Origin of the sequence: Acinetobacter haemolyticus (assembly GCF_003323815.1) — a bacterium.
In the GTDB taxonomy this organism is placed as follows: domain Bacteria; phylum Pseudomonadota; class Gammaproteobacteria; order Pseudomonadales; family Moraxellaceae; genus Acinetobacter; species Acinetobacter haemolyticus.
The window spans coordinates 1,977,746-2,003,519 of sequence record NZ_CP030880.1; the positions used below are offsets into that span (position 1 = coordinate 1,977,746).

Sequence of the window (25,774 nt, forward strand, 5' to 3'; positions counted from 1 at the left end):
GCATAATATATATAAATTTATGATTTAGAATATTATGCATGAAACTGCTAATGCCTGACTTTGATAGATTATTTCCAGCTCGTAAATGGTTGAGTCATTATCAAACAGCAAGTTTTAAGGCTGACCTAGTCGCAGCCTTAATCGTACTTGCTATGCTTGTCCCACAAGGCATGGCTTATGCAATGTTAGCAGGACTACCTCCAATCATGGGTATATACGCAAGTATTTTGCCAATGATCATTTATGCCTTTACGGGCAGTAGTTCAACACTTTCAATCGGTCCTGTTGCCATTATTTCAATGATGGTTTTTGCAGCATTGAATCCCCTATTTACAGTGGGATCTCAAGCCTATATTGAAGCAGCCTGCCTACTTGCTGTCTTAGTTGGTTTGATCTCATTTGTTCTTGGCATTTTCCGTTTTGGATTTTTAATCCAACTGATTAGCCACCCCGTGATCAAAAGTTTTATAATCGCGTCTGCTTTATTAATTGCCTTGGGACAATTTAAGTTCTTATTTGCCATTCCTTTACAAGCGAACAATATTCCTGAGTTTATTATTAGTCTTCAACAAAATTTTCATCAAATTAGTTTAAGTAACTTTAGTATCGGAATTATTTCAATTGTCTTACTGTTCTTATTGCCTAAATTAATTCGATCAGGTTTTATAAACAGAATCATTCCATTGTTGATTCTACTTTGCTCTATTCTCATCATGACATTTATCATTAATAGCAGTCATTATTCAATTCAAACGGTTGGTGTCATCCCCTCAGCTTTACCCAGTTTTGATTTTCCATCGTGGAACTGGAATTTGGTAATAAAATTACTTCCCAGTGCTTTTATGATCGCCATGATTAGCTTTATTGAGTCACTGGCCATAGCACAGGCAACTGCGCTAAAAAAACGTGACGATCTAAACAGCAACCAAGAACTAATCGCTCTTGGCTTAGCCAATATTGCTGCTGGCATAAACTCTGGTTTTGCAGTTTCAGGTAGTTTATCTCGTACTGTAGTCAATGCTGATGCTGGCGCAAAAACCCCTATGGCAGGTGTTCTATCTTCCATCTTGATGATCGTTGTCAGTTTATATTTTACCGGATTTTTTCAAAATCTACCTTTAGCAGTCTTGGCTGCAACCATCTTTGTTTCTATCTGGAAGTTGATAACACTGAGTCCTTTTATTGAGACATGGCGATATTCAAAAGCAGATGGTTTGGCAATGTGGGCAACTTTTATCGGCGTAACCTGTATTGATATCACGACAGGATTAATCATTGGAATTATTTTAACGTTTGTACTATTACTGTGGCGTGTCAGCCGACCACATATCGCGGTGATCGGATTAGTAGAAGGCACGCAGCATTTTAGAAATATATCTCACTATAAAGTAATTACCTCGCCTGATATCGTTTCATTTCGTGTTGATGAAAATCTAAGCTTTCTCAACGCACATGTACTGAAAGGCTACATCATTACTCACGTGAGTCAAAACCCTCAACTACAGCACGTTGTCATTAATTGCTCAAGCATCAGCAACATCGATCTGAGTGCGCTTGAAATGTTGGAGGAAATAAACATAGAGTTATCACTTTTAAATATTCAACTACACCTTTCCGAAGTCAAAAGTCCTGTGATGGAAAAGCTAATCAAATCAGCTTTGATCAAGGAATTGTCTGGACAAGTTTTTCTAACGCATTACCAAGCGATACAACAACTTTCGGAAAGCAGCACGACAAAAAAGTAATTTATAGCTCTTTTTTTATTCAAAAAGATATGGCATATTTTTTAAAAATACTTTTTAAAAACATTGTGTTATTTTTTAAATTATTTTTAAAGCAATTCGCTTGCAAAAAAAATTTTAATATTCACGGTTCTTAGGTATAGAATACGGCGCTTGTTTAACCTTAAATCGTGCATAGGTTTATAAGGCCTTCATATGTTTAATGTATTGTCTCGCTTGAGTTTAGTTAGCAAAATTATTATCGCTATTTTTTTAGGGGTCGGCGTGGCATTGCTCTTCCCAAATGTCACACCTTACCTAAGTTTATTAGGTGAGTTATTCATCAAGGCTTTAAAATCTGTCGCACCAATTTTAGTTTTTGTACTTGTACTCTCTTCTATCGCAAACTTCAAAGTCGGTCAAAATGCGAATTTAAAACCAGTACTAACACTCTACTTATTAGGAATGCTTCTTGCTGCTTTCAGTGCAGTAATTGCGAGTATTCTCTTTCCAAGTCAACTGTTTTTACATTTAGCGGCGCAATCAGAACTACAAGCACCCGGCAATCTGGCTGAGATTTTAAAGAACCTCATGCTGAGTTTTATTGCAAACCCAGTACAAGCAATCAGTGATGCTAATTTTATCGGTATTTTAGCATGGGCTGTTGGTCTTGGCTTAGCTTTACGTCACAGTTCTGACAATACAAAACATGTGCTCACTGATGTTTCGAATGCGGTCAATAAAATTATCCATATCGTGATTGCTTTTGCACCAGTGGGTATTTTTGGTTTGGTTGCAGTAACCTTTGCAGATGCTGGTTTTGCAACCTTAGCAAGCTATGCACATTTGTTGATGGTTCTCATCGGTACAATGATTTTTGTCGCATTAGTGATAAATCCAATTTTAGTTGGAATCACCATGCGTTCGAACCCATATCCACTGGTCTTCAAATGTTTAAAAGAGAGTGGAATTACCGCCTTTTTTACACGCAGTTCGGCGGCAAATATTCCCGTAAACTTAGACCTTGCACATCGCTTAGGTGTCAATGAAGCAACTGCCGGTGTATCCATTCCACTTGGTGCAACCATTAACATGGCCGGGGCTGCTGTTACAGTGACTGTTTTAACGTTAGCGGCTGTGAACACACTTGGTATTCACGTAGACTTTAGTACTATGGTCATCTTATCTGTCGTTGCAGCAGTTTCTGCTTGTGGTGCTTCGGGTGTTGCTGGTGGTTCATTATTACTCATCCCTGTTGCTTGTAGCTTATTTGGTATATCATCTGAGATTGCCATGCAGGTCGTCGCGATTGGTATGATTATTAGTGTATTGCAGGACTCAACTGAGACTGCACTTAACTCATCGACTGACGTTCTATTTACTGCAGCCGTAGATTTTAGAAACCGCCAAGACTCATAGGTCAGTATGCCTTTTCAACGTTTACCAAACTGGATTCAACTGGGTGCTTTTTTATTGGCATTGAATGCAGGGATGGTAAACGTTCTCGGTTTATTCACCGTACTTCACCAGTCTGTTTCCCACATGACAGGAAATGCCAGCCTACTCGCAATGAGCTTGGTGAATTGGCAGCCAGATCACCTTCTTTATCTCAGCCTCGTTTTGATTTGTTATGTGATTGGTTCATTTTATAGTGGACTGATTCTAGGCAATGGCAATGTGGCGCTTGGTCGCCATTATGGCTTTCCATTAAGTCTAGTCGCGATTTCCCTATTTCTAACATGGTTACTTATTCCTTATTTTCCACGATATGGTTTACTTTGGGCATGCGTCGCCATGGGCGTTCAAAATGCAATGGTCAGCCACTATAAGGGTGCAATTATTCGTACTACCCACCTATCAGGTGTACTCACTGATATCGGCCTAGCATTAGGTTATAAAGCCCGTGGATTGCATGTAGAAAGACGTCGCATTTTTCTTCACTTACTTATTTTTTTCGGTTTTTTAGTCGGTGGTGTGCTTGCCAGCATGCTCTATCCTTACCTACAATTACAAACCTTCCTCATTTCTACAGCTTTAAGCTTAATAATGAGTGTGGCATATTGGATTTATTATTTTCGTTCTCCATCAAATTTAAATTCGGACTAAATCATGGTTAAAAATGCACTTCAAGCTCAGTTATTAAAAGCAGGTTTGGTGGATAATAAAAAAGCGAAAAAGCTCACTAAACAAGTTCAGCATGAACAACGTCTTGGACAAAATGATGACGCTGCATTAAAGGCCGATATTGATCGAGCTAAACAAGAAAAAATCGCCAAAGACCAAGCATTAAACTCAGAAAAACAACGTATTTTAGAAGAAAAAGCACTAAAGGCATCGATCATTCAAATGATCAAACAACACAAAGTTCTACAAACTGAAGGTGATATTGCCTACCAATTTATTGATGACAATAAAATTAAAAAAGTTTATCTATCTCAACAAGTATATAACGCGCTTGTTTCAGGTTCACTTGTGATTGCAAAAGATCAAGAAAGTTACGCCTATCTCCCTAAAGCCTTGGCAGATAAAATCAATCAAAAAATGCAGGGCTTTATCTTGGTGAACAACAACAGCGAACAAAATAATGAAACTACCGACGAAGATGATCCGTATGCAGCCTATGTTATTCCTGATGATCTCATGTGGTAAATCCTGCACATATTATGTAAAAACGTCTTACAAATCGTATATAAACTGTGATTTAAAATAATATCCCCACAATTCCACCTTACAATTCTTGCTTAAAGAATCGTAAGGTGTTTGGGTTTGAATTATTTAGATTTTATCCGTGAAATAAAAGTTGAGTTGAGTCAATATCCTTTATTGGAAATGTTGATTGCTTTAACAATTCTAATATTATTTGCAGCACTGGCAAATTTTATTGCTAAACGAATCATTGTTCGTGGAATACGACACTTAATTACCAAACTTAAATCCCCAAATCAGTCTATTTTTGCACAACATAGTGTTACCCGCCGTTTTGCCAATATTGTTCCAGCCATTGTTATTATGAATGGAATTACGACTGTCCCTCATCTACCAGAGAAAGTGGTCAGTTTTGTGCAAATGGGCGCGCAAGCTTTCATTTTCCTTACACTTGCACTGACAGTAAGTGAAGCACTCAATATTTTTAATCTGATCTATCAACGTAATCCAAAATCAAGAAACAAACCGATCAAAGGTTATTTACAGCTTGTTAAGCTGATCTTATTTGTGGTTTGTGGTCTAATGATCTTGGGTACTTTTCTTAAAAAAGATGTATTTACCCTACTCGCTGGTTTTGGTGCAATGGCAGCCGTGTTGATGTTGGTTTTCCAGAACACTATTCTTTCATTGGTAGCGAGTGTACAAATCGCATCTTATGATATGGTTCGTATTGGAGACTGGATTGAAATGCCATCTTTAAATGCTGATGGCGATGTCATTGATATGTCATTACATACTGTGACTGTTCAAAACTTTGATAAAACCTACACCACCATTCCAACGAATAAGTTAGTTACAGATACTTTTCGAAACTGGCGTGGCATGAGTAACTCAGGTTGCCGCCGTATGAAACGCTCACTGTTCATTGATCAAAGTAGTGTTCATTTTATGAGCGAAGAAGAGCAACAAAAGCTGAGAGACTTTTTATTATTGGATCAATACTTAGATTCTAAAAAATCTGAAATACAAGAATTTAATAATCACCTAAGTAACCAATCTCGATATAACCAAAGACGCTTAACTAATTTAGGGACTTTCAGGGCTTACGTTGAGTTCTACTTGCGTCAACATAGCGGCATTGCTCAAAATCAAACGATCTTGGTTCGCCAATTACAACCCACTAGTGAAGGTTTACCTCTAGAAATTTATGCATTTACCAATACAATTGCTTGGGCTTCTTATGAAGCAATTCAGTCTGATATTTTCGATCATTTAATTGCAATTATCCCAGAGTTTGGATTAAGAATTTACCAAGCACCGTCTGGATATGATTTTCAAAACCTTAACAACGACCATATAGACACTAAAAATATGACTTAAATTTTTAATGGCTTGAGTTTTTACTAAATTCTATGCAGCAAAGACTCAAGCCATAGGTAGGTTAAATTGACTTATAATGGGAAAAATATCTAAACCCTTAATCTTTTTTCTTAATTTATTCTTAAAGAGCCTCTCTTATACTGAATAATGTTATTTGTTCCACTTAAATAAATTTAGATTAAACTCATAAATTAATAAGAAAGCAGCAACCATCAGTGCAATTGCGATTGCGATAAGAACAAAATCGGTTGAAGGAATCCCCATAACCAAGAAAAAAACACCAGCGATGAACAATAAACAAGCGCCTAAATTTCCAACTCTTTTCAACTTTTCACTTCCGTATAAGTGTGTAACAAGTCACAATTATCCACGTTTTATGCAAAAAATCCAGTGCGATTATCGCTCAATTTAAACCATTTATCTTGTCTATGATCATAAAAAACAATTAAAAAAATTCGTAACTGACCTCTTTAAAAGTAATTAACTAATTTTTAATTTACTATTCACATTATTAGAAATATATATTCCAAATTAAATTACCCAGCAATCAACTCAAAATCAGATGATCATACATCTTAATTTAAAGCTAATTGCTGCAAAAAAGAATCAAGTTATAAGTAAATTTCTGGCGGATAAGGTGTGTCGTCATTCACAGGTAAATGATATTCCTGCTGAATAAAAAAACCTTCCGGTGCTTGTTCAATATCAATAGTGATTGAATCCGACATAATTTGCGGATAAGCCCAAATAAATTGCTTCAACAATCCCAACACATCATTATTTTCCATGTCACCAAAAATACGTTGCCAAATCGGTGTTTGATAAGGTTTAGTACGATCAAAACCATAAAGATGAGCAATAGAGGCGTCTGGTACAAAGCCTGCCAAATAGGCAGTCTTGTCAGCTGGGTAGTTTAATTCTTGTACTGGAGTTTCAGAGAGAACCTGATGTGACAAACTTAATTTCGCCTCTAAAATCCAATCATAAGACTCAGTTGTAATATAATCAAAGTTTGGATACGCATAGTGATGACTTGGATAATTAATATCTGTCACAAGTGTTTCTATTGGTGTTCGTAACGTCGGAAAGAAAATTAACGGACTAACTTTCGCATTTGGATACTTTGCTTTAATTACAGTGCGTAGATCTTGACATGTTTGCCCTAACTTATTTCTCAGCCATGCTTTGAATTCATCATAAGGTGTCCCCGTTTTATGCATAGCCTCATAGATGGTTCCAACATCTGGTGCGTATAATCCTGTATCCGCATGAAATGCCAGCTTAGTTGGAAAATCATAAATACACGGCAAATCAGTACCTTGGTTATACCACCACCATGGCTCCCCGATCTGCATATTGACCTCACATCCCGCTGCAGCCAATGTATCAGAAAACTCAATAAAAGCTTTGTGTAGGTAAGCCATTGCATTTTGATCACAGGGACTAAAAAAATAACTTGGCGGCTCATATCCAGTTCGGCCCAAATTACTATGCCAGTCCCGCTGCGCCCAGAGCTCATTTGCCGCAAGCGAATACATTTCAAAACTCACGCCAAAGATAGGTTGCATATTTGCTTGATCTAACGCGTTAGCAAAATACTCATGCCACTTTAGCGCGCATGGATTCACAACATTTTCATTGCTCACAAGCGTGTCGGGAATCTGCCAAGTATTTAGATCACTGCGCCATTTCATCTCTGGATACTTTGACATGCCACAATAATGGTTCATCAATCCCTGATAACCCAAGGCTTCAATATTATCCACCAAACGCTGAGGGTTTAAATCATAATGATCATCATAACTAGTACAAATGCCATGCTGGTGTTGAGCCACGATGACTCGCTTCAATGCTAATTTTGCATTCACCCCTGTAGTAACCGAATTGATTATTCGAATATAACCATCCTCTGCTTGAGGCAAAGCAAGTGTCGAGTGGCCGTTATAACTCATTGTAAATGCTGAAAATGAAATACGGTTAATATGAGTGACAGGAAAATCATCAGTCGCCGAAAAACCTGCCTTTACCGTATCCCAGTTAATCTGAATATGTGTAGTTCGTGAAGCAGGTTGATCTGCATAATTAAACAATACGATATAAGCAACTTTATCTTGACCTTGCTCACGGTAATGCACAGTCAATGTTGGGGTTAATGTTTCGTTATTTAAAGCTGGCATGGAAGCTGAAAGCTCAAGATCAAAATCCCAGATCATTCCTGAGTAATCATATTTCGTTTCATAAGCCAGAAACTTATGATCTTTTGCATCGTGTGAGTCCCAAACAATTCCAGCAAGATCTGTTGTGGTACGCGACCTAAATACCACTTCAAAACCATTTAAGTAATTGGTAATTGCAAAAGACATCGTTTGCGGACCATCAACCCGCCAATACGTTGGATTAAAACGATCAATTTGAGTAGTCTCAATCTTTAATTTAGGACTTTGTGAATAATCAGAATATTGTTGCATGTGGTTTTTCTCAAGTGTTATTGATAATTATTAATATTAAGGAATAATAAAATTGTGTTTGTTTGATTATCATTAATTACTTTATTTTTCTGCTATCCTATACAGCTAAAGCTAAAACTTTATACATACATTTAGATAATAGCAAAGCATTTAGTCATTGAATCTAAGTCTACGTCTTGAGGAAAAAACAATGTTGAAGTGGTTTGAAAAATTAGTCGACCCATACCCCACCAAAGACTTAAACAAACCTCTACCAACTACTTTTTTTGCTTTCGTTTGGCAAGCGACTCAAGGGATCCGACCATATTTATTTTTGTTAATTGCTTGTACGGCTGCGGCTGCTTGCTTTGAAGCGTTATTCTTTGCTTATATAGGTAAACTAGTTGATTGGCTCAGTAGCAGTCAACCCGATAGTTTCTTCGCAACCAATCAACAAAATCTTACGATTTTAATAAGCATATTATTTGCCAATATTTTCTTTGTCAGCTTGCAAGCAATCATTAAACATCAAGTTTTATTTAGTAATTTTCCAATGCGCATGCGTTGGAGATTTCATAATTTACTTCTACAACAAAGCTTAGATTTCTTCCACACTGATTTTGCAGGTCGCCTATCAGCCAAAGTCATGCAAACTGCATTGGCTGTCCGAGAGTTTTGGATGATTCTCGGTGATATGGTGGTTTATGTTTTTATTTATTTCATAACGATCAGCCTCGTACTGGGTTCGATCTCTCCTATATTAATTGTTCCGTTAATTGTGTGGCTGGTTTTGTTTATTCTCATTGCCAGTTACTTTATTCCACGTTTAGGAAAAGTCTCTCAGGAGCAAGCGGATGCACGTTCAATTATGACTGGTCGTGTAACTGACGCTTATACCAATATTCAAACGGTGAAATTATTTGCTCATGCTGGACGTGAAAGCCAGTATGCCAAAGAGTCGATGCAAGAGTTTATGGTCACCGTTTATAAGCAAATGCGTCTAGGTGTAAAATATCAAATTAGTATTCGCCTACTCAGCGCATTTCTCTTTATTGGTGTCATCGGAACTTCAGTTTGGTTATGGACGCAAGGACAAGCTGCATTAGGTGTAATTGCAGCGACCACAGCAATGGTGCTCAAACTCGATAGTTTGGCAGAATTTATCATGTGGCATGTCACCATGCTGTTCGAAAATGTCGGTACTATTCAAGATGGTATGAAAACTTTAGGTAAACCGATTCAAATTCAAGACAAACAAGATGCAACAGAATTAAAAGTCAATCATGGTGAAATTCGCTTTGAAAATGTCTGCTTTGCTTATAATCAAAAAAATGTAATTGATCATTTGAATTTAACCATAAAGCCTGGCGAGAAAATTGGAATAGTCGGTCGTTCAGGGGCTGGAAAATCAACCCTCATTCAGTTACTTCTACATTTTTACAAGATCAACCAAGGTCGTATACTGATTGATGGCCAAGATATTAATGACGTCACTCAAGACAGTCTTCGTGCCAATATTGCGTTAGTTACTCAAGATACTTCTTTATTACATCGCACTGTTGCAGAAAATATTAAGTATGGTCGCCCAAATGCGACTGAAGCTGAAATTCAACAAGCTGTAAGAAAGGCAAAAGCAGAAGAATTTATTCCCCAACTCACCGATCAAAAAGGACGTGTTGGATTTGACGCCTTTGTTGGTGAACGCGGTGTTAAACTTTCTGGCGGTCAACGTCAGCGTATTGCGATTTCACGAGTTTTTCTTAAAGATGCTCCTATCCTAATTTTAGACGAAGCAACCAGCGCACTTGACTCTGAAGTCGAAGCAGCAATCCAAAGCAGTTTAAATGACTTAATGGTTGGCAAAACGGTCATTGCAATTGCGCATCGATTATCTACTATTGCTCAGATGGATCGTTTGATTGTGTTAGATGAAGGCCGAATTGCTGAACAAGGCACACATGAAGAATTGATTGCAAATGATGGTTTATACGCCCAGTTATGGAAACGCCAAACAGGTGGTTTTTTAGTAGAACAGCGCGTGGTGGCTCAGGATACTGAATAATGTTGTATTTAGAAGATTTAAATGTTGGTGATCGTTTCATTAGTCGCGAATATGAAATGACACTCGAAGAAATTAAGCAATTTGCAAGTCAATACGATCCGCAACCTTTTCATTTAGATGAACAAGCTGCTGCACAACACCCTGTGTTTCAAGGTCTAGCTGCCAGTGGATGGCATACATCTGCTGTTACGATGCGCTTATGGACTGAATGTTTTCCAATCGCAGGTGGTCTCTTAGGGACTGAGTCAAGTCTACGCTGGCCTAGACCAACTCGTGCGGGCGACAAAATTCATGTTGAAGTTGAAATTACTGCAATTGTACCCTCTAAAACCAAACTTGATCGTGGTATTGTCAGTTACGTCACACAAGCTTTGAACCAAAACGGTGATGTGTTATTAATATCTACCACCAAAGTTATGGTATTTACAAAGCCGACTTAATGTTTTGAATGAGCAATGACCCGCTTGTCCAACAATTTTTATGATTGATTATTTTATTTCATGTAAAGATGATTAAGACTTTAGTGTTTAAAAGATATTGGCAAAATTGATGAGCGCCACGGAAAGCAGATGAAAACAACTTCAACTCGTCAAGATCAAGGTATACCAGGCGTCTATGGCTTATTACTATTAGATGTTGTTTCTCGTTGGGGATATAACGATGAAACTTTATTCGCTCCATTTCATTTAACAAGCGAACAACTGGCTGATCCGAATTATCGAATTCCTACACCCGTTGCGAATGAATTGGTGAAGCATGCATTGCGTCTGACAGGTGAAAGTACTTTAGGCTTCCATCTCGGAACGCAAATGCGTATTTCAATTCATGGATTTATTGGCTATGCCATCATGACAGCGCATGACATTACCGATGCAATTGCGCTCGCCAGTCGATTCATTCAATTGCGTTTACCATTTCTACAATTATACTTCTCGACCTTTGGGCCAAAAGCAACTTTACAACTGCAATGTGATATTGAAGTTGAGCCTTTACGCACCGAAATCATCTTAGGCTTGACCATCGGGATCATGACCATGGCAAAAGCCTTAACAGGGATTGAGGATTTAAGAGGTGAAGTGGATCTAGATTTCCCTGAGCCTACAGGGTTTGAAAAGTATAAAGATAAGTTAAGTAGTACGATTCGTTTTAATCAACCTCATCTCATTTCAAGTTTTGACAAAAAATATCTCGGCTTAAAAATGGTAAATGCCGATCCAATCGCCAGTCAAATCGCGATCAACCAGTGTGAAACTGAATTATCAGCACTAGGTGAAAGACGTCGTTTGGCGATGCGGGTACGTGACATTTTGACCAATTCAGAACAACATTACCTGAGTATCGAGAATGTCGCTGAACGCTTGCATATGTCTGATCGAACCCTAAAACGCCAACTGGCAGCCGAAGGCACCTCTTTTTCGACACTCGTAGATGAAGTCCGTTATCGCCATGCTACATCACTGCTTTCACGTACAGATTATAGTCTAGAACAAATTGCTGATGAGTTGGGTTATTCTGATGTCGCCAATTTCAGCCGTGCATTTAAGCGTTGGAGTGGCCGTAGCCCAAGTAACTGGCGTAAAGATCCATATTTATAATTTTCTAAATTGCTTCATTGATCGATGCTTTTGTTTTTATTGAAAAACCTGTATAAAGCTAGAAAAAATGATACGACGAATTGTTAAGGAGTTGTCATGAATCATCCAGCGGATTTGAAATATGCGCGCACACATGAATGGGTAAGAGTCGAAGGTGACTTGGTTGTAACTGGTATTACTGACCATGCACAAGATGAGTTGGGTGATTTAGTCTATGTTGAAACCCCTGAGGTTGGCAGTAAAGTTACTGCAACTGAACAAGCAGGTATTGTTGAATCTGTAAAAACAGCTTCTGATATTCATGCACCTGTTTCAGGTACAGTGGTTGAAGTAAATTTAGACCTTGAAGATGATCCTGATTTCGTCAATGAAGAGCCTTATGGCAAAGGTTGGATTTACAAAATTAAGCCAGACAATATGGCTGATGTGGAAAAACTTCTATCTAATAGTGAATATGAGTCGGGTTTATAACTTTATACTAACCTGAATCAGCCGCCCAGCACACATGCTGGGCTTTTTTATGGATCACTGAATGATTTATAGCTCTAAAAGCAGGTTGTGAAACAGACCCCAAATCCTCCCATAAATCAGAATTGCATACTTTTCAAGCAAAATTCATCCGCAGTAAAAATCAGTATTATTTCTGCTCCTATAAGCCATGAATTCACTTAAACACTCACTTTTTATTCAAAATAATTATTCTACATTTGTACTTTTAGGTATTTTTTCTTCAAATTAATCACTTTAACTCTAAAAAATTTAGACATTTGTAACCAAAAACAAGATTTACATAATTAAAAATGAGTTTTACAGGTTTTTAAAAGCAAGAAAAACACTTGATTTGTAGATAAAGGAATTAATATTCATACACTTAATTAAATTTACACAAAAAAAACAATAAATAAACATAAAAATAACAGTAATTCAAAAAACATTCATGCTTGAATCTGTGACCTTATCAGTCTTATTAGAATAGTAAATCAATTTTTGGCTATTCAGATGGGATTGTACCGTTATGGATATATAAGGATAAGCATCCATTATGAATTTCTCTAATCCCACTGTTGTTGTGTTCGTGGTATATATTACTGCCATGTTGGGTATAGGTCTGTACGCCTATTTTTCTACCAAAAGTCTTGATGATTATATTCTTGGAGGACGTAGTCTAGGCAGTTTTGTCACCGCATTATCGGCTGGTGCATCCGACATGAGTGGTTGGTTACTCATGGGTTTACCTGGCGCAATTTACTTGGCAGGACTATCTGAATCATGGATCGCCATTGGCTTGATTATTGGTGCATGGCTCAACTGGTACTTGGTTGCAGGACGGTTACGTGTACACACCGAAGTGCAAAATAATGCCCTTACCCTACCTGATTATTTTACCGGTCGTTTTGATGATCAGAAAAAAATCTTACGCGTAACATCCGCTTTGATTATTTTGGTTTTCTTCGCGATTTATTGTGCTTCTGGCATGGTCGCTGGTGCACGTTTATTTGAAACATTATTCGACTTACCTTATGGCACAGCCTTAATGCTTGGTGCATTTGCAACCATTGGTTATGTTTGTATTGGTGGATTCCTTGCGATCAGTTGGACGGATACTTTCCAAGCAGCCTTGATGATTTTTGCGTTGTTGCTGCTCCCAATCATCACCTACCTCTCATTGGATGCAGGTGCTGCAGAATTTGCTGCTTTAGTAGAAACAGCTCGCCCGCATGCTTATAATTTTGCTTCAGATTTAAGTTTGGTCGCAATTCTTTCTGCAGCAGCATGGGGTTTAGGCTATTTCGGTCAACCTCATATCTTAGTTCGCTTCATGGCTGCTGATTCAGTCAAATCTATTCCTGCTGCTCGACGTATCGGCATGACATGGATGATTTTATGTTTAGCTGGTGCAGTTGGCTCTGGTTTTGTTGGTATCGCATATTTCCAACAGCATCCAGAACTTGCCGCTGCAGTTACTGCCAACCCTGAAACTGTATTCATGGAATTGACTAAAATTCTATTCAATCCTTGGGTCGTTGGTATCATCCTTGCTGCAATCCTATCTGCGGTTATGAGTACTTTGAGTTGCCAGTTATTGGTTTGTTCGAGCGCCTTAACTGAAGATTTGTACAAAGGCATTATCCGTAAAAATGCTTCTCAAAAAGAGTTGGTTTGGATCGGTCGTGGTATGGTACTTGTGGTTGCAATGCTTGCGTTATTCCTTGCACAAAATCCTGAAAGTAAAGTTCTGGGCTTAGTTGCTTATGCTTGGGCAGGTTTTGGTGCCGCATTTGGTCCATTGATTATTCTTTCATTGTTCTGGAAACGCATGACTCTAAACGGCGCATTGACAGGTATGATCGTTGGTGCTGTAACGGTTATCGTTTGGAAAAACTTCTTTGGCGATACAGGTATTTACGAGATCATTCCAGGTTTTGTATTTGCATTTATCAGCATTGTTGTTGTCAGCTTACTTGGTAAAGCGCCAAATGCGAATGTTACTAATCGCTTTGAACAAGCTGATGAAATCTATGCACGTGAAATGAAATAATTTTTCAATAAATTTAAGGGGCTTTCGAGCCCCTTTTTTTGATCTAGTATTTTGCGCGTGATTTAATCTTGATTTTAGAGCTGTCTTTTACAACTTGCATCACTGGATAGCTCCGCGTCTCTTTGACACCAGGGAGTTGCCATAGGATTTGCCCTGCTATACGGCGAAACTCCTCCATACCAGCACTACGCAACTTAATCAAAAAATCAAAACCTCCACTCACCATATGACATTCAACGATTTCAGGATGTTGGGTCACAGCATCAATAAAATCATCTAAAACATTTGGTGTCGTTTTATCTAAAAGCACTTCAACAAATACCAAAAAATTTGCATTCAGCTTGTTCGGATTGAGCTTTGCCTCGTAACCAAGAATAAATTCATCTTTTGTCAGCTTTTGCACGCGCGCCATTACCGCAGTCGGAGACAAGTTCACTAATTCAGCTAACTTACTGTTTGATATTCTCCCATCTGTTTGAAGAATATCCAGAATTTTCAAATCAGTTCGATCTAAAGTATAAATTGGGCTATCCAACTGAATTTTCCTCTAAAAAATGGTCGAAATATAGTGAGTTATACGGGTTTTATTCTGTAATGATAAATTATCTAAACCTCTCTACTCAATAGAGATAGAGTCTGTTGGTATTTTATTTGTTAACCGCGCTGCAAACTAAAACTGCATCAAGCAAGGCATCAAATATCGATAGAACTTCAAGATTGTTATCGGAATTTAGCATGAATACTTTGGATACCCGCCTAGACATGGACACAACTCAAAATAGCGGTGCTTACATCACCGAATTTAAAGAAAAAAGTGAGTTTGAGCAACGCATTAATACTGCTTGGCGACGTGCAGAACCTGAATCAGTGGCAGAACTTGCTGAAGCTGCGAATATCTCCCCTGATCTTGATCAAAAAATTTATGATCTCGCATTTAACTTAGCAAACAATTTACGTGAGCGTAAAAGCTCAGCTGGTAAAGCGGGTATCGTTCAAGGTCTACTTCAAGAATTTTCGCTTTCTTCTCAAGAAGGTGTTGCACTCATGTGTTTGGCTGAAGCATTGCTTCGTATTCCAGATACAGCGACACGTGATTTATTGATTCGTGACAAAATCAACCAAGGTAACTGGAAAGACCATGTCGGTCAAAGTAACCTCATGTTCGTTAATGCTGCTGCTTGGGGCTTGATGCTCACAGGCAAACTGATGGAAACGCCAAAGCAAACGAGTTTATCTAGTGTTTTAACTGGACTTCTGGCACGTAGTGGTCGCGGTATCATTCGTAAAGCGGTGGATGTTGCCATGCGTATGATGGGCGAACAGTTTGTAACTGGTGAAACCATCGAAGAAGCACTTGAACATGCTAAACCATTAGAACACAAAGGTTTCCGCTACTCGTATGATATGCTAGGTGAAGCAGCACTTACTGAACATGATGCTGAACGTTACTACAACGACTACACTCAAGCGATTCATGCAATTGGCAAAGCATCAAATGGCCGTGGTGTATATGACGGTCCTGGTATCTCAATTAAGCTTTCTGCTTTGCACCCACGTTACCAACGTGCCCAAATTGACCGTGTTCATCACGAACTTTATAACAAAGTTTTTGAGCTTGCATGCTTAGCAAAACAATATGATATCGGCTTAAACATCGATGCTGAAGAATCTGAACGTTTAGAAATTTCACTCGAATTACTTGAGCGTTTATGTTTTGAGCCAAAACTTGCCAATTGGAAAGGAATTGGTTTCGTTATTCAGGCTTATCAAAAGCGTTGTTTCTATGTGGTTGATTATATCGTTGACCTTGCTAAACGCAGTAACAAACGCTTGATGATCCGTTTGGTGAAAGGTGCATATTGGGACAGCGAGATCAAGAAAGCTCAAATTGACGGTATGACTGACTACCCTGTGTTTACCCGTAAAGTACACACCGATTTGTCATACATCGCTTGTGCGAAGAAACTTCTTGCTGCACCAGATCAAGTATATCCACAATTTGCAACACACAACGCGCAATCACTTGCGACGATCTACAATCTTGCTGATCCAAGCAAATACTACCCTGGTCAATACGAATTCCAATGCTTGCATGGAATGGGTGAACCGTTGTACGAGCAAGTCGTAGGTTCAAAAGAAGATAATAAACTCGGTATTCCTTGTCGTGTTTACGCGCCTGTAGGTAACCATGAAACATTGTTGGCTTATCTAGTCCGCCGTTTGCTTGAAAATGGCGCAAATACATCGTTTGTAAACCGTATCGCAGACAAAACATTGAAAGTTGATGATTTAATCCAATCACCGATCAAAGACATTCAAACTGCTGCAAAAGAAGAAGGCCAGCTCGGATTAAAACATCCAGCAATTCCTCTTCCACATGATTTATACCCATTGCGTCCAAACTCAAATGGTTTTGACCTAAATAATGACACGCCACTTGCTGATCTAAATGCAACAGCACAGAAGCTACGTCACCACATTTGGAAAAGCACACCGTTACTGGGCTTTGAATCCACTGTTCACGATGAAAGTAATGCCATTGCAATTACAAACCCTGCACAAAACAGTGAAATTGTGGGCTATGTGAATGAAGCAACGAGTGCTGATGTACAACTTGCACTTGAAGCAGCAGTACAAGCACAGCAAAGTTGGGCTGCAACAAATAAAACTGAACGTGCAGCTTGCTTAAAACGTGCAGCTGATTTGATGGAAGCTCGTATTCAGGAATTGATGGTTTTACTCTGCCGTGAAAGTGGTAAAACTTATGCCAATGCAATTGCTGAAGTACGTGAAGCAGTAGACTTCTTACGTTACTACGCAACTCAAATTGAGAATTTACCTGCACATGCACAAGTAAAACCATTAGGTACCGTTCTTTGTATCAGCCCATGGAACTTCCCTCTTGCAATTTTCTCTGGTCAGATTGCAGCAGCATTAGTAAGCGGTAACTGTGTAATTGCTAAACCAGCAGAACAAACACCACTTATTGCAGCACAAGCTGTCCAAATTTTGTGGGAAGCTGGCGTACCACATGGCGCTGTTCAACTCCTTCCTGGTCGTGGTGAAACTGTAGGTGCTCAACTGAGCCAAGATGATCGTATTCAAGGCATCATGTTCACAGGTTCTACCGAAGTTGCAAAAATCTTGCAAAAGACTGTGGCAAAACGCTTATCTCCAAATGGTCAGCCTATCCCGTTAATCGCGGAAACTGGTGGTCAAAATGCGATGATCGTGGATTCTTCAGCACTTACTGAACAAGTGGTTCTAGATGTTGTAAGTTCTGCATTTGACAGTGCGGGTCAACGCTGTTCTGCACTTCGTATCTTGTGCGTACAAGAAGATAGCGCGGCAACCGTCATCAAAATGTTAAAAGGCGCAATGCAACAGTTGATCGTCGGTAACCCTGCGATCTTAAAAACTGACATTGGTCCTGTAATCGACACTGAAGCAAAACAAACCATCGATACCCACATCCAAAAGATGAAATCTAAGGGTTACCCTGTTCATCAATTGATGTTTAACGATACTGCAAGCCAACAAACACTTACGCAAGGGACTTTTGTACCGCCAACTGCGATTGAATTACCAAACCTTGATGACCTTGAGCGTGAAGTATTTGGTCCTGTATTGCACATCATCACGTATAAGTATGGTGAACTTGAGCAATTGATCGATCGAATCAATGCCAAAGGTTATGGCTTAACCATGGGTCTACACACACGTATCGATGAAACCATCAATACTGTGATCCAACGTGCGGAAGTAGGTAACTTATATATTAACCGCAATATCGTGGGTGCAGTGGTAGGTGTACAACCATTTGGTGGTGAAGGCTTATCTGGTACTGGTCCGAAAGCAGGCGGCCCACTTTATATGTACCGTTTGATGGAACATTGTTCTGAGAAAGTATTGGCTATACCATTTGCGGTGAAGGCAGAAATTTCTCAATTTGATGCGGTATCAAATGTTGCTTATCAAAGCTTATTGTCTTGGGCAAACCAAAATATGCCTCAAGCAATTGCAACGATTCCTGCATTTGGTGTAGGTAAGTTCTATGAGTTGCAAGGCCCTACGGGTGAAAGCAACCAATACATTATCTTACCTCGTCATCGTGTGCTTTCAATTGCCAATGATGAAGCAGCTCAGCTACAACAACTTCTTGCAATTTTTGCAGTTGGTAGTTCAGCAGCAGTGCTAAAAGACAACGTATTCTTGGCTAAATATCAAGCATCTTTACCAAAAGAAGTTTTAGCCGCAATTAAAGTCATTGCACGTGTTGAAACAGATCACTTTGATGCTGTATTACATCAAGGTTCAGTAGAACAGCTTCAAACCTTACAGCATAAAATTGCGAATCGTTCAGGAGCTATCGTTGGTATTACTCATCTTCAAACAGGTGAGCAGATTCCATTAGAACGCCTCGTCATCGAACGTGCCATTAGCGTAAATACTGCAGCAGCAGGCGGTAATGCAAGTTTGATGACTTTATCTGAAGACTAGTTTTAGTCCTCAATCTCCTAGCCCGAATCATGTTTACATGGTTCGGGTTTTTTATTACTTTCTAGACTTAAAGCTATTCACAAAAATGAGAACGTCTATATGCAATTCTTTCCACCCGATCAATACCAACAGCATTGCCAACAACTTTTTGAAAAATACAAAAATCAAATACTTAACCTTACCCCATACGCAATCGTTGAACACATAGGTTCATCTGCAATCCCTAACGCTGTTTCAAAAGGTGACTTAGATATTTATATTGAAATTCCTCAAAAATACTTCTTAGAAACAATTGATAATCTTAAAAAACTCAATTTTAAAGAAAAGCTTGATACCTTGCGTACCAATGAACTTTGTATGCTGGAATCATTAGATAATGATGTCGCTCTTCAAATTGTTACGAGTGGATCAGTATTTAGATTTTTTTTAATTTTCCGAGATAGGTTAAAAGAATCACCTGATCTTGTTGAGCAATATAATGCTTTAAAGCGCAGTTGCACAGGAATCCCCCAAGATCGATACCGTGAATTAAAAGCTGAATTTATCCAAAGAGTGTTAAAGATGAATAACGATATTAAATAAATGAAACTCGCAATTTCCCTGCACCTCATGCAGCTTTTTTGTTACCATTCACAGCTAAATTTGTTTTGTATTTTTGGTAGTTATGACCGTATCTTATCAACAGCAACTTCAAGAGAAAGTTGAACGAATTACTGCACAATTTGCACCGTTCAATCCCCCTGCTTTAGAAGTATTTCAATCACCTGAACAACATTTCCGTATGCGTGCCGAATTTCGTCTGTGGCATACTGATGATGATCTGTTCTATGCCATGTTTGAACGTGCTGAAGATGGTAAACAAAAAACTGTTATCCGTATTAATGAGTTTCCTATTGCCGACCAAAGCATTAATGACTTAATGCCTCGCCTATTAGAGGAATTAAAAGCAGTCCCAATCTTATCACAACGTATTTTTGAAGCGGACTTTCTCGCAACCTTAAGCGGAGAAATGTTAGTGACGCTCATCTATCATCGTCGTTTAGATAGTGAGTGGGAAGCTGCTGCAAAAACTTTAGCTGAAAAGTTAAACATTAAAATTATGGGTCGTAGCCGCGGTCAAAAAGTGATTGTTGGTGATGACTATGTTGTTGAACAACTCAATGTTCATGGACGCATATTTAAATACAAACAAATCGAAAGTAGTTTTACCCAACCGAATGCACAAGTTTGCAAACATATGCTTGAATGGGCGTGTGATGCAGCACAAAACTCACAAAAAGATTTATTAGAATTGTATTGTGGTAATGGCAATTTTACTCTGCCTCTGTCCTTAAAATTTAATCGTGTTCTTGCAACAGAACTCGCAAAAAGCTCAGTCTATGCAGCACAATGGAATATTGAACAAAATCAGATTGAAAATATCCAAGTTGCACGTCTTTCAGCTGAAGAATTTACTCAAGCCTATGAAGGTGAGCGTGAGTTTAGACGCTTACAAGAAGCAAATATAGACATTCAAAGCTACCAGTTTGATACGATCTTTGTTGATCCACCACGTGCGGGCATTGATGATGCAACTTTGACACTTATGCAAGGATTCGAACGAATTATCTATATATCCTGCAACCCTGACACGCTGCATGATAATTTAAAAACTTTGGCTCAAACCCACCGTATCAGCAAATTTGCTTTATTCGATCAATTCCCATTTACACACCATATTGAGTCAGGTGTTTTGCTCGAAAAAATTTAAACAATTTATGTCAATGTAACATTAGAAATTAAAGAGAATTTTAACTCTTTAATTTCTAAATACTTTTAAAAACAAAAAATATTATTCTTTAAATATCAAGTCATAACAATGTCATATTTTCGTTGATTTCACCAATTACCATCGGAAAAATCAGAGTCTAACTGCTGCTTTTATCACTGTTTCTGGCTTGTATTTTATTTTAGATTGATTATATTTCGATCTATGTTAAACCGAATATGAAAGGCTCTATGAGTTTTTGGGAAAAACTGTTCTCTGCTGAACAACAGCACAATGAACATAAGAATCAAATTGCTTGCGTCGAAAATGATTGCTCATGTAAAACAAACGAACAATTATTGGAAGCTCTGGTTAAAGCAACAGACGAAGACGTAATTAAAGGCATCAAAAAGGTACTTATTTCTCGAGGCTACAGCCGTAAAGAGCTTCTTGAAATGATCAACCCACCAATTCAATAAAACAAAACCTAATCCCTTTTATTATAAAGGGATTAGGTACTATCTACATTGATCCCCCTTCACACCTGCCACAATCGGCCCTAAGTTCATCATGCGATCATGCTGTTTAGTTTTTGCAGAATAGAAACTTGAAATAGAACCATCAAGGTATAAAGCATTCTCTGCTAACAATTGCTGTTTGAAAAATTGTGCAAACTGATAAAAACTCACACGTTGCTGTGATATGACGAAATACAATGTATTGTCTTTAATACCCACACCATTACGAACTTTCAAAGAGTTCGAGTTGGGTAAAAATTTAGGATTTATCTTTCCATCATAAATCAACATAGGTCCAGACTGAGTTGCATATATGGCATCAAAACCTTGCTGCTTATATTCAGATGTTGTTTTTATGATTGCTTGTGTTTGATTCCAAGCCAACACGCCATTGGGCTGCATAAAGAAATTTCCAAAACCACGATCTTCATTTAATGCAACCACTTCATTTCCATCTTCTATATATAAGCCAACAGGTTGAAAATCTGGATGATACATGCCTGCATTCATGGCAAAGTCTAAACGCTCGCACGCTTGCAACTCACTTTGAATATTAGAAAACTTGTGATAATAACGATTAGTTTTTGGGCTTTTTAAATAGAGCTTCAACACATTGAGGTCTTGAACCTCTACCACGCTATAATTAACACGTTCAAATTGATAAACGTGATGCTGCATAGCAAAAGCATTCGGCATAGCCAATAATGTAAGTAATATCGGGAAACCAGCTCTCATACGCATCTCTATTTTGAATAAATACAATCTTCTCAATTAACAATATAACGCAAAAATCCAGATACAATCTCCAAACATATTCAGGCCATTCAAACCATAAAGTTACTCGATTGATTCAGTGTTTTTGATTAGAATACAAGTGTAAATACAAAGATCTTGTATCCGCATGCAACAAAAACATCGACGCTTTCCGCTCGGCGCGCATCTCATTGTGAAACATTTTGGCTATAGCCATCATGGAATTTATGCAGGTCGTGGACGTGTGATCCATTACTCTGGTTTTGCTCATATCTTTAAAAAACATCCCATTGAAATGACTACCCTTCAGCGTTTTGCTCGAGGTAAACCCATTTACATTCGCCATTACCCTTCGCCTCGATATAAAGCAAAAGTTGTCGTAAAACGGATGCGCTCGCGGATGCATGAAAACAACTACCATTTAATTATCAATAATTGCGAACACCTATGTACTTGGGCGATTACAGGCATTGAATCCAGTACCCAAGTTGAGCGTATGCAACGAAGACTAACGACGATTGGTTATGTAAGTTCACTAATGAGCTATATGAATAGCCTTATGCTTACAGTTGCAACAGCGTGCTTTGCGATTGCGTTATACATTAAACTCATGCTGAAAAAGCAAGCAAAGAAACCTATCCCAATCTACTTACAACTTAAAGAAAAAAATTCGAAAAAATAATAGTTCAACTTGTGTTGAAAACGGGTTTTCAAGCATAGGCTATATGCACATCGATATTTACTTCTATTATCAGTTTCTATAAAATATTTCCATTCGGTACATTTCGTATCAATCTACTTCTCATCGAGGATTTTATGTTGGAGATAGCAGTAATCTGATAATCGTATTTCAATAGCATATTGAAATAGGTTATCGACGCGATTTTATTGGCTTTTAAAAGCTTAACTTTGCTTATGATTACTTATATCTGGATACAACATGAACCTATCTAAGTCCGAACAAAGGACATTACACGTCTTAGCTAAAGGCGGAAAAATCGTAAAACTTCGTAATGACGCTGGTCAAACTATCGCTGTAGAGTGTTACAGCCGAGAAGGTTTCTTGCTATCTGATTGTAGTCTTGAAACATTCAACAAGTTAAAAAAGAAGAAACTGATCAAATCACTTAATGGACAGCCCTATCAAATCAATTTACACGGGCTTAGATCAGTGCGCCCCCAATTAGACAATCGTTAATATAAAACCTTTGATCGAACAAATTTGTGACATGTTAGATCAAGACACTCAAGAGAAAATGAATATGAATCTAATTATTCGTGATGAAAATCCAACCGATATAAATGCTATTTTTGATTTAACTCGATTAGCTTTTGAGCGTGAGGAGTATTCGAGTCATACAGAGCAGTTCATTGTAAATGCATTAAGAGATTCTAACCAACTAACACTTTCACTGGTTGCTGAAAGTGATCATCAGGTTATCGGGCATATTGCATTTTCGCCTGTTCAAATATCAGATGCTACAACTGGCTGGTATGGTTTAGGGCCTATTTCGGTACTGCCTGATTTTCAGGGTAAAGGTGTTGGAGCGAAGTTAATACATGCAGGCCTTGAAGCATTAAAAGATCTAGACGCTTTGGGCTGTGTATTGCTTGGAGATCCTCAATATTATGGTCGATTTGGATTTAAAGCAGATCCAAAACTAATTCTGGATGGTGTGCCTGCTGAATATTTTCAAGTTTTGCCTTTTTATGATCATACACCGACAGGCAATGTTACATATTCAGATGCATTCAATGCGACAGAATAATCGAGCTAAGCATTAAAATTTTTCTTCATCAAAACAAAAAGCTCAGGTATTCACCTGAGCTTTTTATTATTTGTTAAATATTACTTAGCAGCAGTTGCTTCAGTTGTAATATTTACAGTGATCTTGTCACCAACATTCGGTACGTAATTTCCAATACCAAATGCTGAACGATCAAATGAAGTGGTTGCATTAAAACCAATCGCAGGAACTTTTGCCATTGGATGCTCCCCCTGTTTATTTAATACTGCATCCAATACCACAGGCTTGGTCACACCTTTAACAGTCAAATCACCTGTAATTTTGAAGTGCTTTTTATCTTTAGTTTCTACTTTAGTACTTTTAAAAGTGATGTTTGGATATTTTGCTGCATTAAACCAAGCTTCTTCTTGAAATTCTTTGTCCAGTGCAACAACATTTGTATTTACGCTGCTAACTGGGATCGTCACATTTACTGAAGAATTTTCTGGTTTTGCATTATCAACTTTAATTACACCTTGAATATCAGTGAAATTTGCACTTGGTGTAGAAAAACCGAAATGGTTCCAGCTAAAAACAGTCGCTGTGTGAGTTGGATCAATTTTGTAGTCAACAGCCTTCGCTTGTACTAGTGTTGAACCTAATACTAAACATACACCTAGAGATAACGTTTTTAATCTGTTCATGGCATCCTCGAATCATTTTTTCAAAATTTCATTGATTGTAGTAGAAAAGTGCAGGAATAAACTGCGGTTGATTTATGACACAGTGTTTTATTTTTGCAACGATTATACATCTATATAGATAAATAAATCACACAAACAACAATAAAGCATAACTTACACAAATTCGAGCTATACAAAACTTATCATTTTTTAACCGTGGTTTTTAGCAAACGATGTTATAAAAATTAATCACCTTTAAAAAATTTTTAAATATTTTCATTTAGAGGAAACATCATGAATTTACAACAAGTATTTGATCAATTAAACACGGTTCAAGCCAATCCAGCGATCAGCATTTTTGTTCCAACACATCGAACTTTTCCAGATAACCAGCAAGATGCAATTGCATTAAAAAATGCACTAAAAGAATTAGAAACTCGCTTATCTGAAGCCCATGATAAGCGTGAAGTTCAGACGCTATTAGAGCAAATTGAGAAAGAGCTTTCGGAGCATGATCACAATTATAATCTCGATACTTTAGCAATCTTCTCAACACCTGAAAGTACTCAAATTTTCAACTTCCCTTTCAAGGTAAAACCACGAGTCATTATTGATCAACATTTTGCTACACGAGACATTCTCCGTGAATTGAACAGTTCTGTGCATTATTACATGGTAATTGTTTCAAGAATGAATGGGCGATTATTTGAAGTATTTAACGATCAGCTCGTACATGAGTTTAATCAAGAAGATGAACTTCAAGGATTAGAATTCCCATTAGAAAACACGCATCTTTATACAACGAGCTCAAATGATCGCTCAAATGCCACGAAAGAAGAAAACTATATCAAAGAGTTTCTAAATCGTGTTGATAAAAGCGTTCAGGAAGTCTATAAACAAAATCCTTTACCAATTATTGTCGTTGGTGATGAGCGTACCGTCTCTTTCTATCAACAAGTCTGTGACAATCCAAATGCGATTGTCGCCACTGTTACTAACAGTGCAAACTTAGAAGCAGAAGCACGCCTGATTATTGAAGAAGCCCAAGAGCAAGTAAATTTATACCGAACCAAACTTCAGGAAGTTGCTCAAACTGAAATCAATCAAGCAAAGAGTCAGAATTTATTGATTGAGGATTTATCATCAATTTACCGTGCTGCAAATGAGGGTCGCCTTGACCAAATCTTTATTAAAAAAGGTTACATACAGCCAGCGAATATTGATTCAGCAACGTCTACTGTTGAACTTGATACTGGTACGACGACGACTGATGATATAGTAGATGATATATTATCGACGGTAATCCATCATGGTGGTAAAGCTCATTTCTTAGATGCTGAGTTTTTAGATCATAATGCTAACTTATTAGCCAAGGCGCGCTATTAATAAAATACTCAAACTCATTGAAAATAAGGGCTTTAATGTCCTTATTTTCATCCAATAAGCAACACTTTTG

23 protein-coding genes are annotated in these 25,774 nt (G+C 38.0%); 18 read left to right on the top strand and 5 right to left on the bottom strand.

The window, feature by feature from the left end; all coding sequences use genetic code 11:
* The first annotated feature begins 38 nt into the window (after positions 1-38).
* The 5 genes from DS737_RS09080 to DS737_RS09100 all read left to right on the top strand — a co-directional run bounded on the left by DS737_RS09080 (position 39) and on the right by DS737_RS09100 (position 5,747).
* A complete protein-coding gene (locus DS737_RS09080; RefSeq protein WP_113997360.1) occupies positions 39-1,745 on the top strand; it encodes a SulP family inorganic anion transporter in 1,707 nt (568 codons plus the stop codon).
* 192 nt (positions 1,746-1,937) lie between these two features.
* Entirely contained in the window at positions 1,938-3,140 is a 1,203-nt protein-coding gene (gene sstT, locus DS737_RS09085; RefSeq protein ID WP_004638865.1) for a serine/threonine transporter SstT, read from the top strand.
* A 6-nt stretch (positions 3,141-3,146) separates the two neighbouring features.
* A complete protein-coding gene (locus DS737_RS09090) occupies positions 3,147-3,827 on the top strand; it encodes a YoaK family protein (RefSeq protein WP_113997361.1) in 681 nt (226 codons plus the stop codon).
* Between the two features lie 3 nt (positions 3,828-3,830).
* Positions 3,831-4,370 (top strand): DUF2058 domain-containing protein, encoded by a 540-nt coding sequence (locus DS737_RS09095; protein ID WP_004638861.1) that lies wholly within the window; start codon positions 3,831-3,833, stop codon positions 4,368-4,370.
* 117 nt (positions 4,371-4,487) lie between these two features.
* The gene (locus DS737_RS09100) at positions 4,488-5,747 is read left to right on the top strand and encodes a mechanosensitive ion channel family protein (protein ID WP_113997983.1); all 1,260 of its coding nucleotides are present in this window, start codon (positions 4,488-4,490) and stop codon (positions 5,745-5,747) included.
* A gap of 150 nt (positions 5,748-5,897) precedes the next feature.
* Here the strand turns inward: DS737_RS09100 and DS737_RS15995 are convergent, their stop codons facing one another.
* Together DS737_RS15995 and DS737_RS09105 are read right to left on the bottom strand one after the other, a co-directional pair.
* The gene (locus DS737_RS15995; protein WP_162784517.1) at positions 5,898-6,074 is read right to left on the bottom strand and encodes a hypothetical protein; all 177 of its coding nucleotides are present in this window, start codon (positions 6,072-6,074) and stop codon (positions 5,898-5,900) included.
* A 284-nt stretch (positions 6,075-6,358) separates the two neighbouring features.
* Positions 6,359-8,215 carry a non-contractile tail sheath protein gene (locus tag DS737_RS09105; RefSeq protein WP_113997362.1) on the bottom strand — a complete coding sequence of 619 codons (1,857 nt, stop codon included), beginning with the start codon at positions 8,213-8,215 and terminating at the stop codon, positions 6,359-6,361.
* 190 nt (positions 8,216-8,405) lie between these two features.
* Between DS737_RS09105 and DS737_RS09110 the strand changes: the two genes are divergently transcribed.
* The 5 genes from DS737_RS09110 (at position 8,406) to putP (ending at position 14,390) form a co-directional block, all read left to right on the top strand.
* On the top strand, positions 8,406-10,256 hold the full coding sequence (locus tag DS737_RS09110) for an ABC transporter ATP-binding protein (RefSeq protein ID WP_005090733.1): 1,851 nt from the start codon (positions 8,406-8,408) through the stop codon (positions 10,254-10,256).
* On the top strand, positions 10,256-10,696 hold the full coding sequence (locus tag DS737_RS09115; protein ID WP_005080982.1) for a MaoC family dehydratase: 441 nt from the start codon (positions 10,256-10,258) through the stop codon (positions 10,694-10,696). Before DS737_RS09110 ends, DS737_RS09115 begins: the two co-directional genes overlap by 1 nt.
* A gap of 129 nt (positions 10,697-10,825) precedes the next feature.
* On the top strand, positions 10,826-11,851 hold the full coding sequence (locus DS737_RS09120) for an AraC family transcriptional regulator (protein ID WP_005080985.1): 1,026 nt from the start codon (positions 10,826-10,828) through the stop codon (positions 11,849-11,851).
* 96 nt (positions 11,852-11,947) lie between these two features.
* Positions 11,948-12,322 (top strand): glycine cleavage system protein GcvH, encoded by a 375-nt coding sequence (gcvH, locus tag DS737_RS09125; protein WP_004638847.1) that lies wholly within the window; start codon positions 11,948-11,950, stop codon positions 12,320-12,322.
* 571 nt (positions 12,323-12,893) lie between these two features.
* Positions 12,894-14,390: a sodium/proline symporter PutP gene (gene putP / locus DS737_RS09130; RefSeq protein WP_113997363.1), complete on the top strand. Its 1,497-nt coding sequence runs from the start codon at positions 12,894-12,896 to the stop codon at positions 14,388-14,390.
* Between the two features lie 43 nt (positions 14,391-14,433).
* On the opposite strand, the gene DS737_RS09135 is transcribed toward putP, so the two are convergent.
* Positions 14,434-14,925, bottom strand: a complete 492-nt coding sequence (locus tag DS737_RS09135) for an Lrp/AsnC ligand binding domain-containing protein (protein ID WP_004638843.1) — start codon at positions 14,923-14,925, stop codon at positions 14,434-14,436.
* 200 nt (positions 14,926-15,125) lie between these two features.
* On the opposite strand from DS737_RS09135, the gene putA reads away from it, so the two are divergent.
* The 4 genes from putA to DS737_RS09155 all read left to right on the top strand — a co-directional run bounded on the left by putA (position 15,126) and on the right by DS737_RS09155 (position 21,116).
* On the top strand, positions 15,126-18,890 hold the full coding sequence (gene putA / locus DS737_RS09140) for a trifunctional transcriptional regulator/proline dehydrogenase/L-glutamate gamma-semialdehyde dehydrogenase (RefSeq protein ID WP_113997364.1): 3,765 nt from the start codon (positions 15,126-15,128) through the stop codon (positions 18,888-18,890).
* A gap of 99 nt (positions 18,891-18,989) precedes the next feature.
* Complete coding sequence (locus DS737_RS09145) at positions 18,990-19,472, top strand: GrpB family protein (protein ID WP_004638840.1); 483 nt, start codon at positions 18,990-18,992, stop codon at positions 19,470-19,472.
* An 82-nt stretch (positions 19,473-19,554) separates the two neighbouring features.
* Positions 19,555-20,640: a tRNA (uridine(54)-C5)-methyltransferase TrmA gene (trmA, locus tag DS737_RS09150; RefSeq protein ID WP_113997365.1), complete on the top strand. Its 1,086-nt coding sequence runs from the start codon at positions 19,555-19,557 to the stop codon at positions 20,638-20,640.
* Positions 20,641-20,888: 248 nt separating this feature from the next.
* Positions 20,889-21,116, top strand: coding sequence for a hypothetical protein (locus DS737_RS09155; RefSeq protein ID WP_113997366.1), 228 nt, complete (start codon positions 20,889-20,891; stop codon positions 21,114-21,116).
* Positions 21,117-21,155: 39 nt separating this feature from the next.
* Here DS737_RS09155 and DS737_RS09160 read toward each other — a convergent pair whose 3' ends face one another.
* Positions 21,156-21,890, bottom strand: coding sequence for a phosphodiester glycosidase family protein (locus DS737_RS09160; RefSeq protein ID WP_113997367.1), 735 nt, complete (start codon positions 21,888-21,890; stop codon positions 21,156-21,158).
* A gap of 166 nt (positions 21,891-22,056) precedes the next feature.
* Between DS737_RS09160 and DS737_RS09165 the strand changes: the two genes are divergently transcribed.
* The 3 genes from DS737_RS09165 (at position 22,057) to DS737_RS09175 (ending at position 23,677) form a co-directional block, all read left to right on the top strand.
* On the top strand, positions 22,057-22,590 hold the full coding sequence (locus DS737_RS09165; RefSeq protein ID WP_004638832.1) for a lecithin retinol acyltransferase family protein: 534 nt from the start codon (positions 22,057-22,059) through the stop codon (positions 22,588-22,590).
* A gap of 258 nt (positions 22,591-22,848) precedes the next feature.
* On the top strand, positions 22,849-23,106 hold the full coding sequence (locus DS737_RS09170; protein ID WP_004638831.1) for a YjhX family toxin: 258 nt from the start codon (positions 22,849-22,851) through the stop codon (positions 23,104-23,106).
* A 31-nt stretch (positions 23,107-23,137) separates the two neighbouring features.
* Positions 23,138-23,677, top strand: coding sequence for a GNAT family N-acetyltransferase (locus DS737_RS09175; protein ID WP_005080999.1), 540 nt, complete (start codon positions 23,138-23,140; stop codon positions 23,675-23,677).
* Positions 23,678-23,757: 80 nt separating this feature from the next.
* Here DS737_RS09175 and DS737_RS09180 read toward each other — a convergent pair whose 3' ends face one another.
* Positions 23,758-24,339: a YceI family protein gene (locus DS737_RS09180; RefSeq protein WP_004638828.1), complete on the bottom strand. Its 582-nt coding sequence runs from the start codon at positions 24,337-24,339 to the stop codon at positions 23,758-23,760.
* A gap of 273 nt (positions 24,340-24,612) precedes the next feature.
* Here DS737_RS09180 and DS737_RS09185 point away from each other — a divergent pair, with 273 nt between their 5' ends.
* The gene (locus tag DS737_RS09185) at positions 24,613-25,704 is read left to right on the top strand and encodes an AOC03_06830 family ribosome hibernation factor (protein WP_113997368.1); all 1,092 of its coding nucleotides are present in this window, start codon (positions 24,613-24,615) and stop codon (positions 25,702-25,704) included.
* The last annotated feature ends 70 nt before the right edge of the window (positions 25,705-25,774 follow it).

Coding starts and splice junctions, on each gene's coding strand:
- putA (WP_113997364.1), top strand. CDS start 15,126: ATGAATACTTTGGATACCCGCCTAGACATGGACACAACTCAAAATAGC.
- DS737_RS09145 (WP_004638840.1), top strand. CDS start 18,990: ATGCAATTCTTTCCACCCGATCAATACCAACAGCATTGCCAACAACTT.
- trmA (WP_113997365.1), top strand. CDS start 19,555: ATGACCGTATCTTATCAACAGCAACTTCAAGAGAAAGTTGAACGAATT.
- DS737_RS09110 (WP_005090733.1), top strand. CDS start 8,406: ATGTTGAAGTGGTTTGAAAAATTAGTCGACCCATACCCCACCAAAGAC.
- sstT (WP_004638865.1), top strand. CDS start 1,938: ATGTTTAATGTATTGTCTCGCTTGAGTTTAGTTAGCAAAATTATTATC.
- DS737_RS09115 (WP_005080982.1), top strand. CDS start 10,256: ATGTTGTATTTAGAAGATTTAAATGTTGGTGATCGTTTCATTAGTCGC.
- gcvH (WP_004638847.1), top strand. CDS start 11,948: ATGAATCATCCAGCGGATTTGAAATATGCGCGCACACATGAATGGGTA.
- DS737_RS09105 (WP_113997362.1), bottom strand. CDS start 8,215: ATGCAACAATATTCTGATTATTCACAAAGTCCTAAATTAAAGATTGAG.
- DS737_RS09120 (WP_005080985.1), top strand. CDS start 10,826: ATGAAAACAACTTCAACTCGTCAAGATCAAGGTATACCAGGCGTCTAT.
- DS737_RS09165 (WP_004638832.1), top strand. CDS start 22,057: ATGCAACAAAAACATCGACGCTTTCCGCTCGGCGCGCATCTCATTGTG.
- DS737_RS09095 (WP_004638861.1), top strand. CDS start 3,831: ATGGTTAAAAATGCACTTCAAGCTCAGTTATTAAAAGCAGGTTTGGTG.
- DS737_RS09080 (WP_113997360.1), top strand. CDS start 39: ATGAAACTGCTAATGCCTGACTTTGATAGATTATTTCCAGCTCGTAAA.
- DS737_RS09185 (WP_113997368.1), top strand. CDS start 24,613: ATGAATTTACAACAAGTATTTGATCAATTAAACACGGTTCAAGCCAAT.
- DS737_RS09180 (WP_004638828.1), bottom strand. CDS start 24,339: ATGAACAGATTAAAAACGTTATCTCTAGGTGTATGTTTAGTATTAGGT.
- DS737_RS09160 (WP_113997367.1), bottom strand. CDS start 21,890: ATGAGAGCTGGTTTCCCGATATTACTTACATTATTGGCTATGCCGAAT.
- DS737_RS09090 (WP_113997361.1), top strand. CDS start 3,147: ATGCCTTTTCAACGTTTACCAAACTGGATTCAACTGGGTGCTTTTTTA.
- putP (WP_113997363.1), top strand. CDS start 12,894: ATGAATTTCTCTAATCCCACTGTTGTTGTGTTCGTGGTATATATTACT.
- DS737_RS09170 (WP_004638831.1), top strand. CDS start 22,849: ATGAACCTATCTAAGTCCGAACAAAGGACATTACACGTCTTAGCTAAA.
- DS737_RS09155 (WP_113997366.1), top strand. CDS start 20,889: ATGAGTTTTTGGGAAAAACTGTTCTCTGCTGAACAACAGCACAATGAA.
- DS737_RS09175 (WP_005080999.1), top strand. CDS start 23,138: ATGTTAGATCAAGACACTCAAGAGAAAATGAATATGAATCTAATTATT.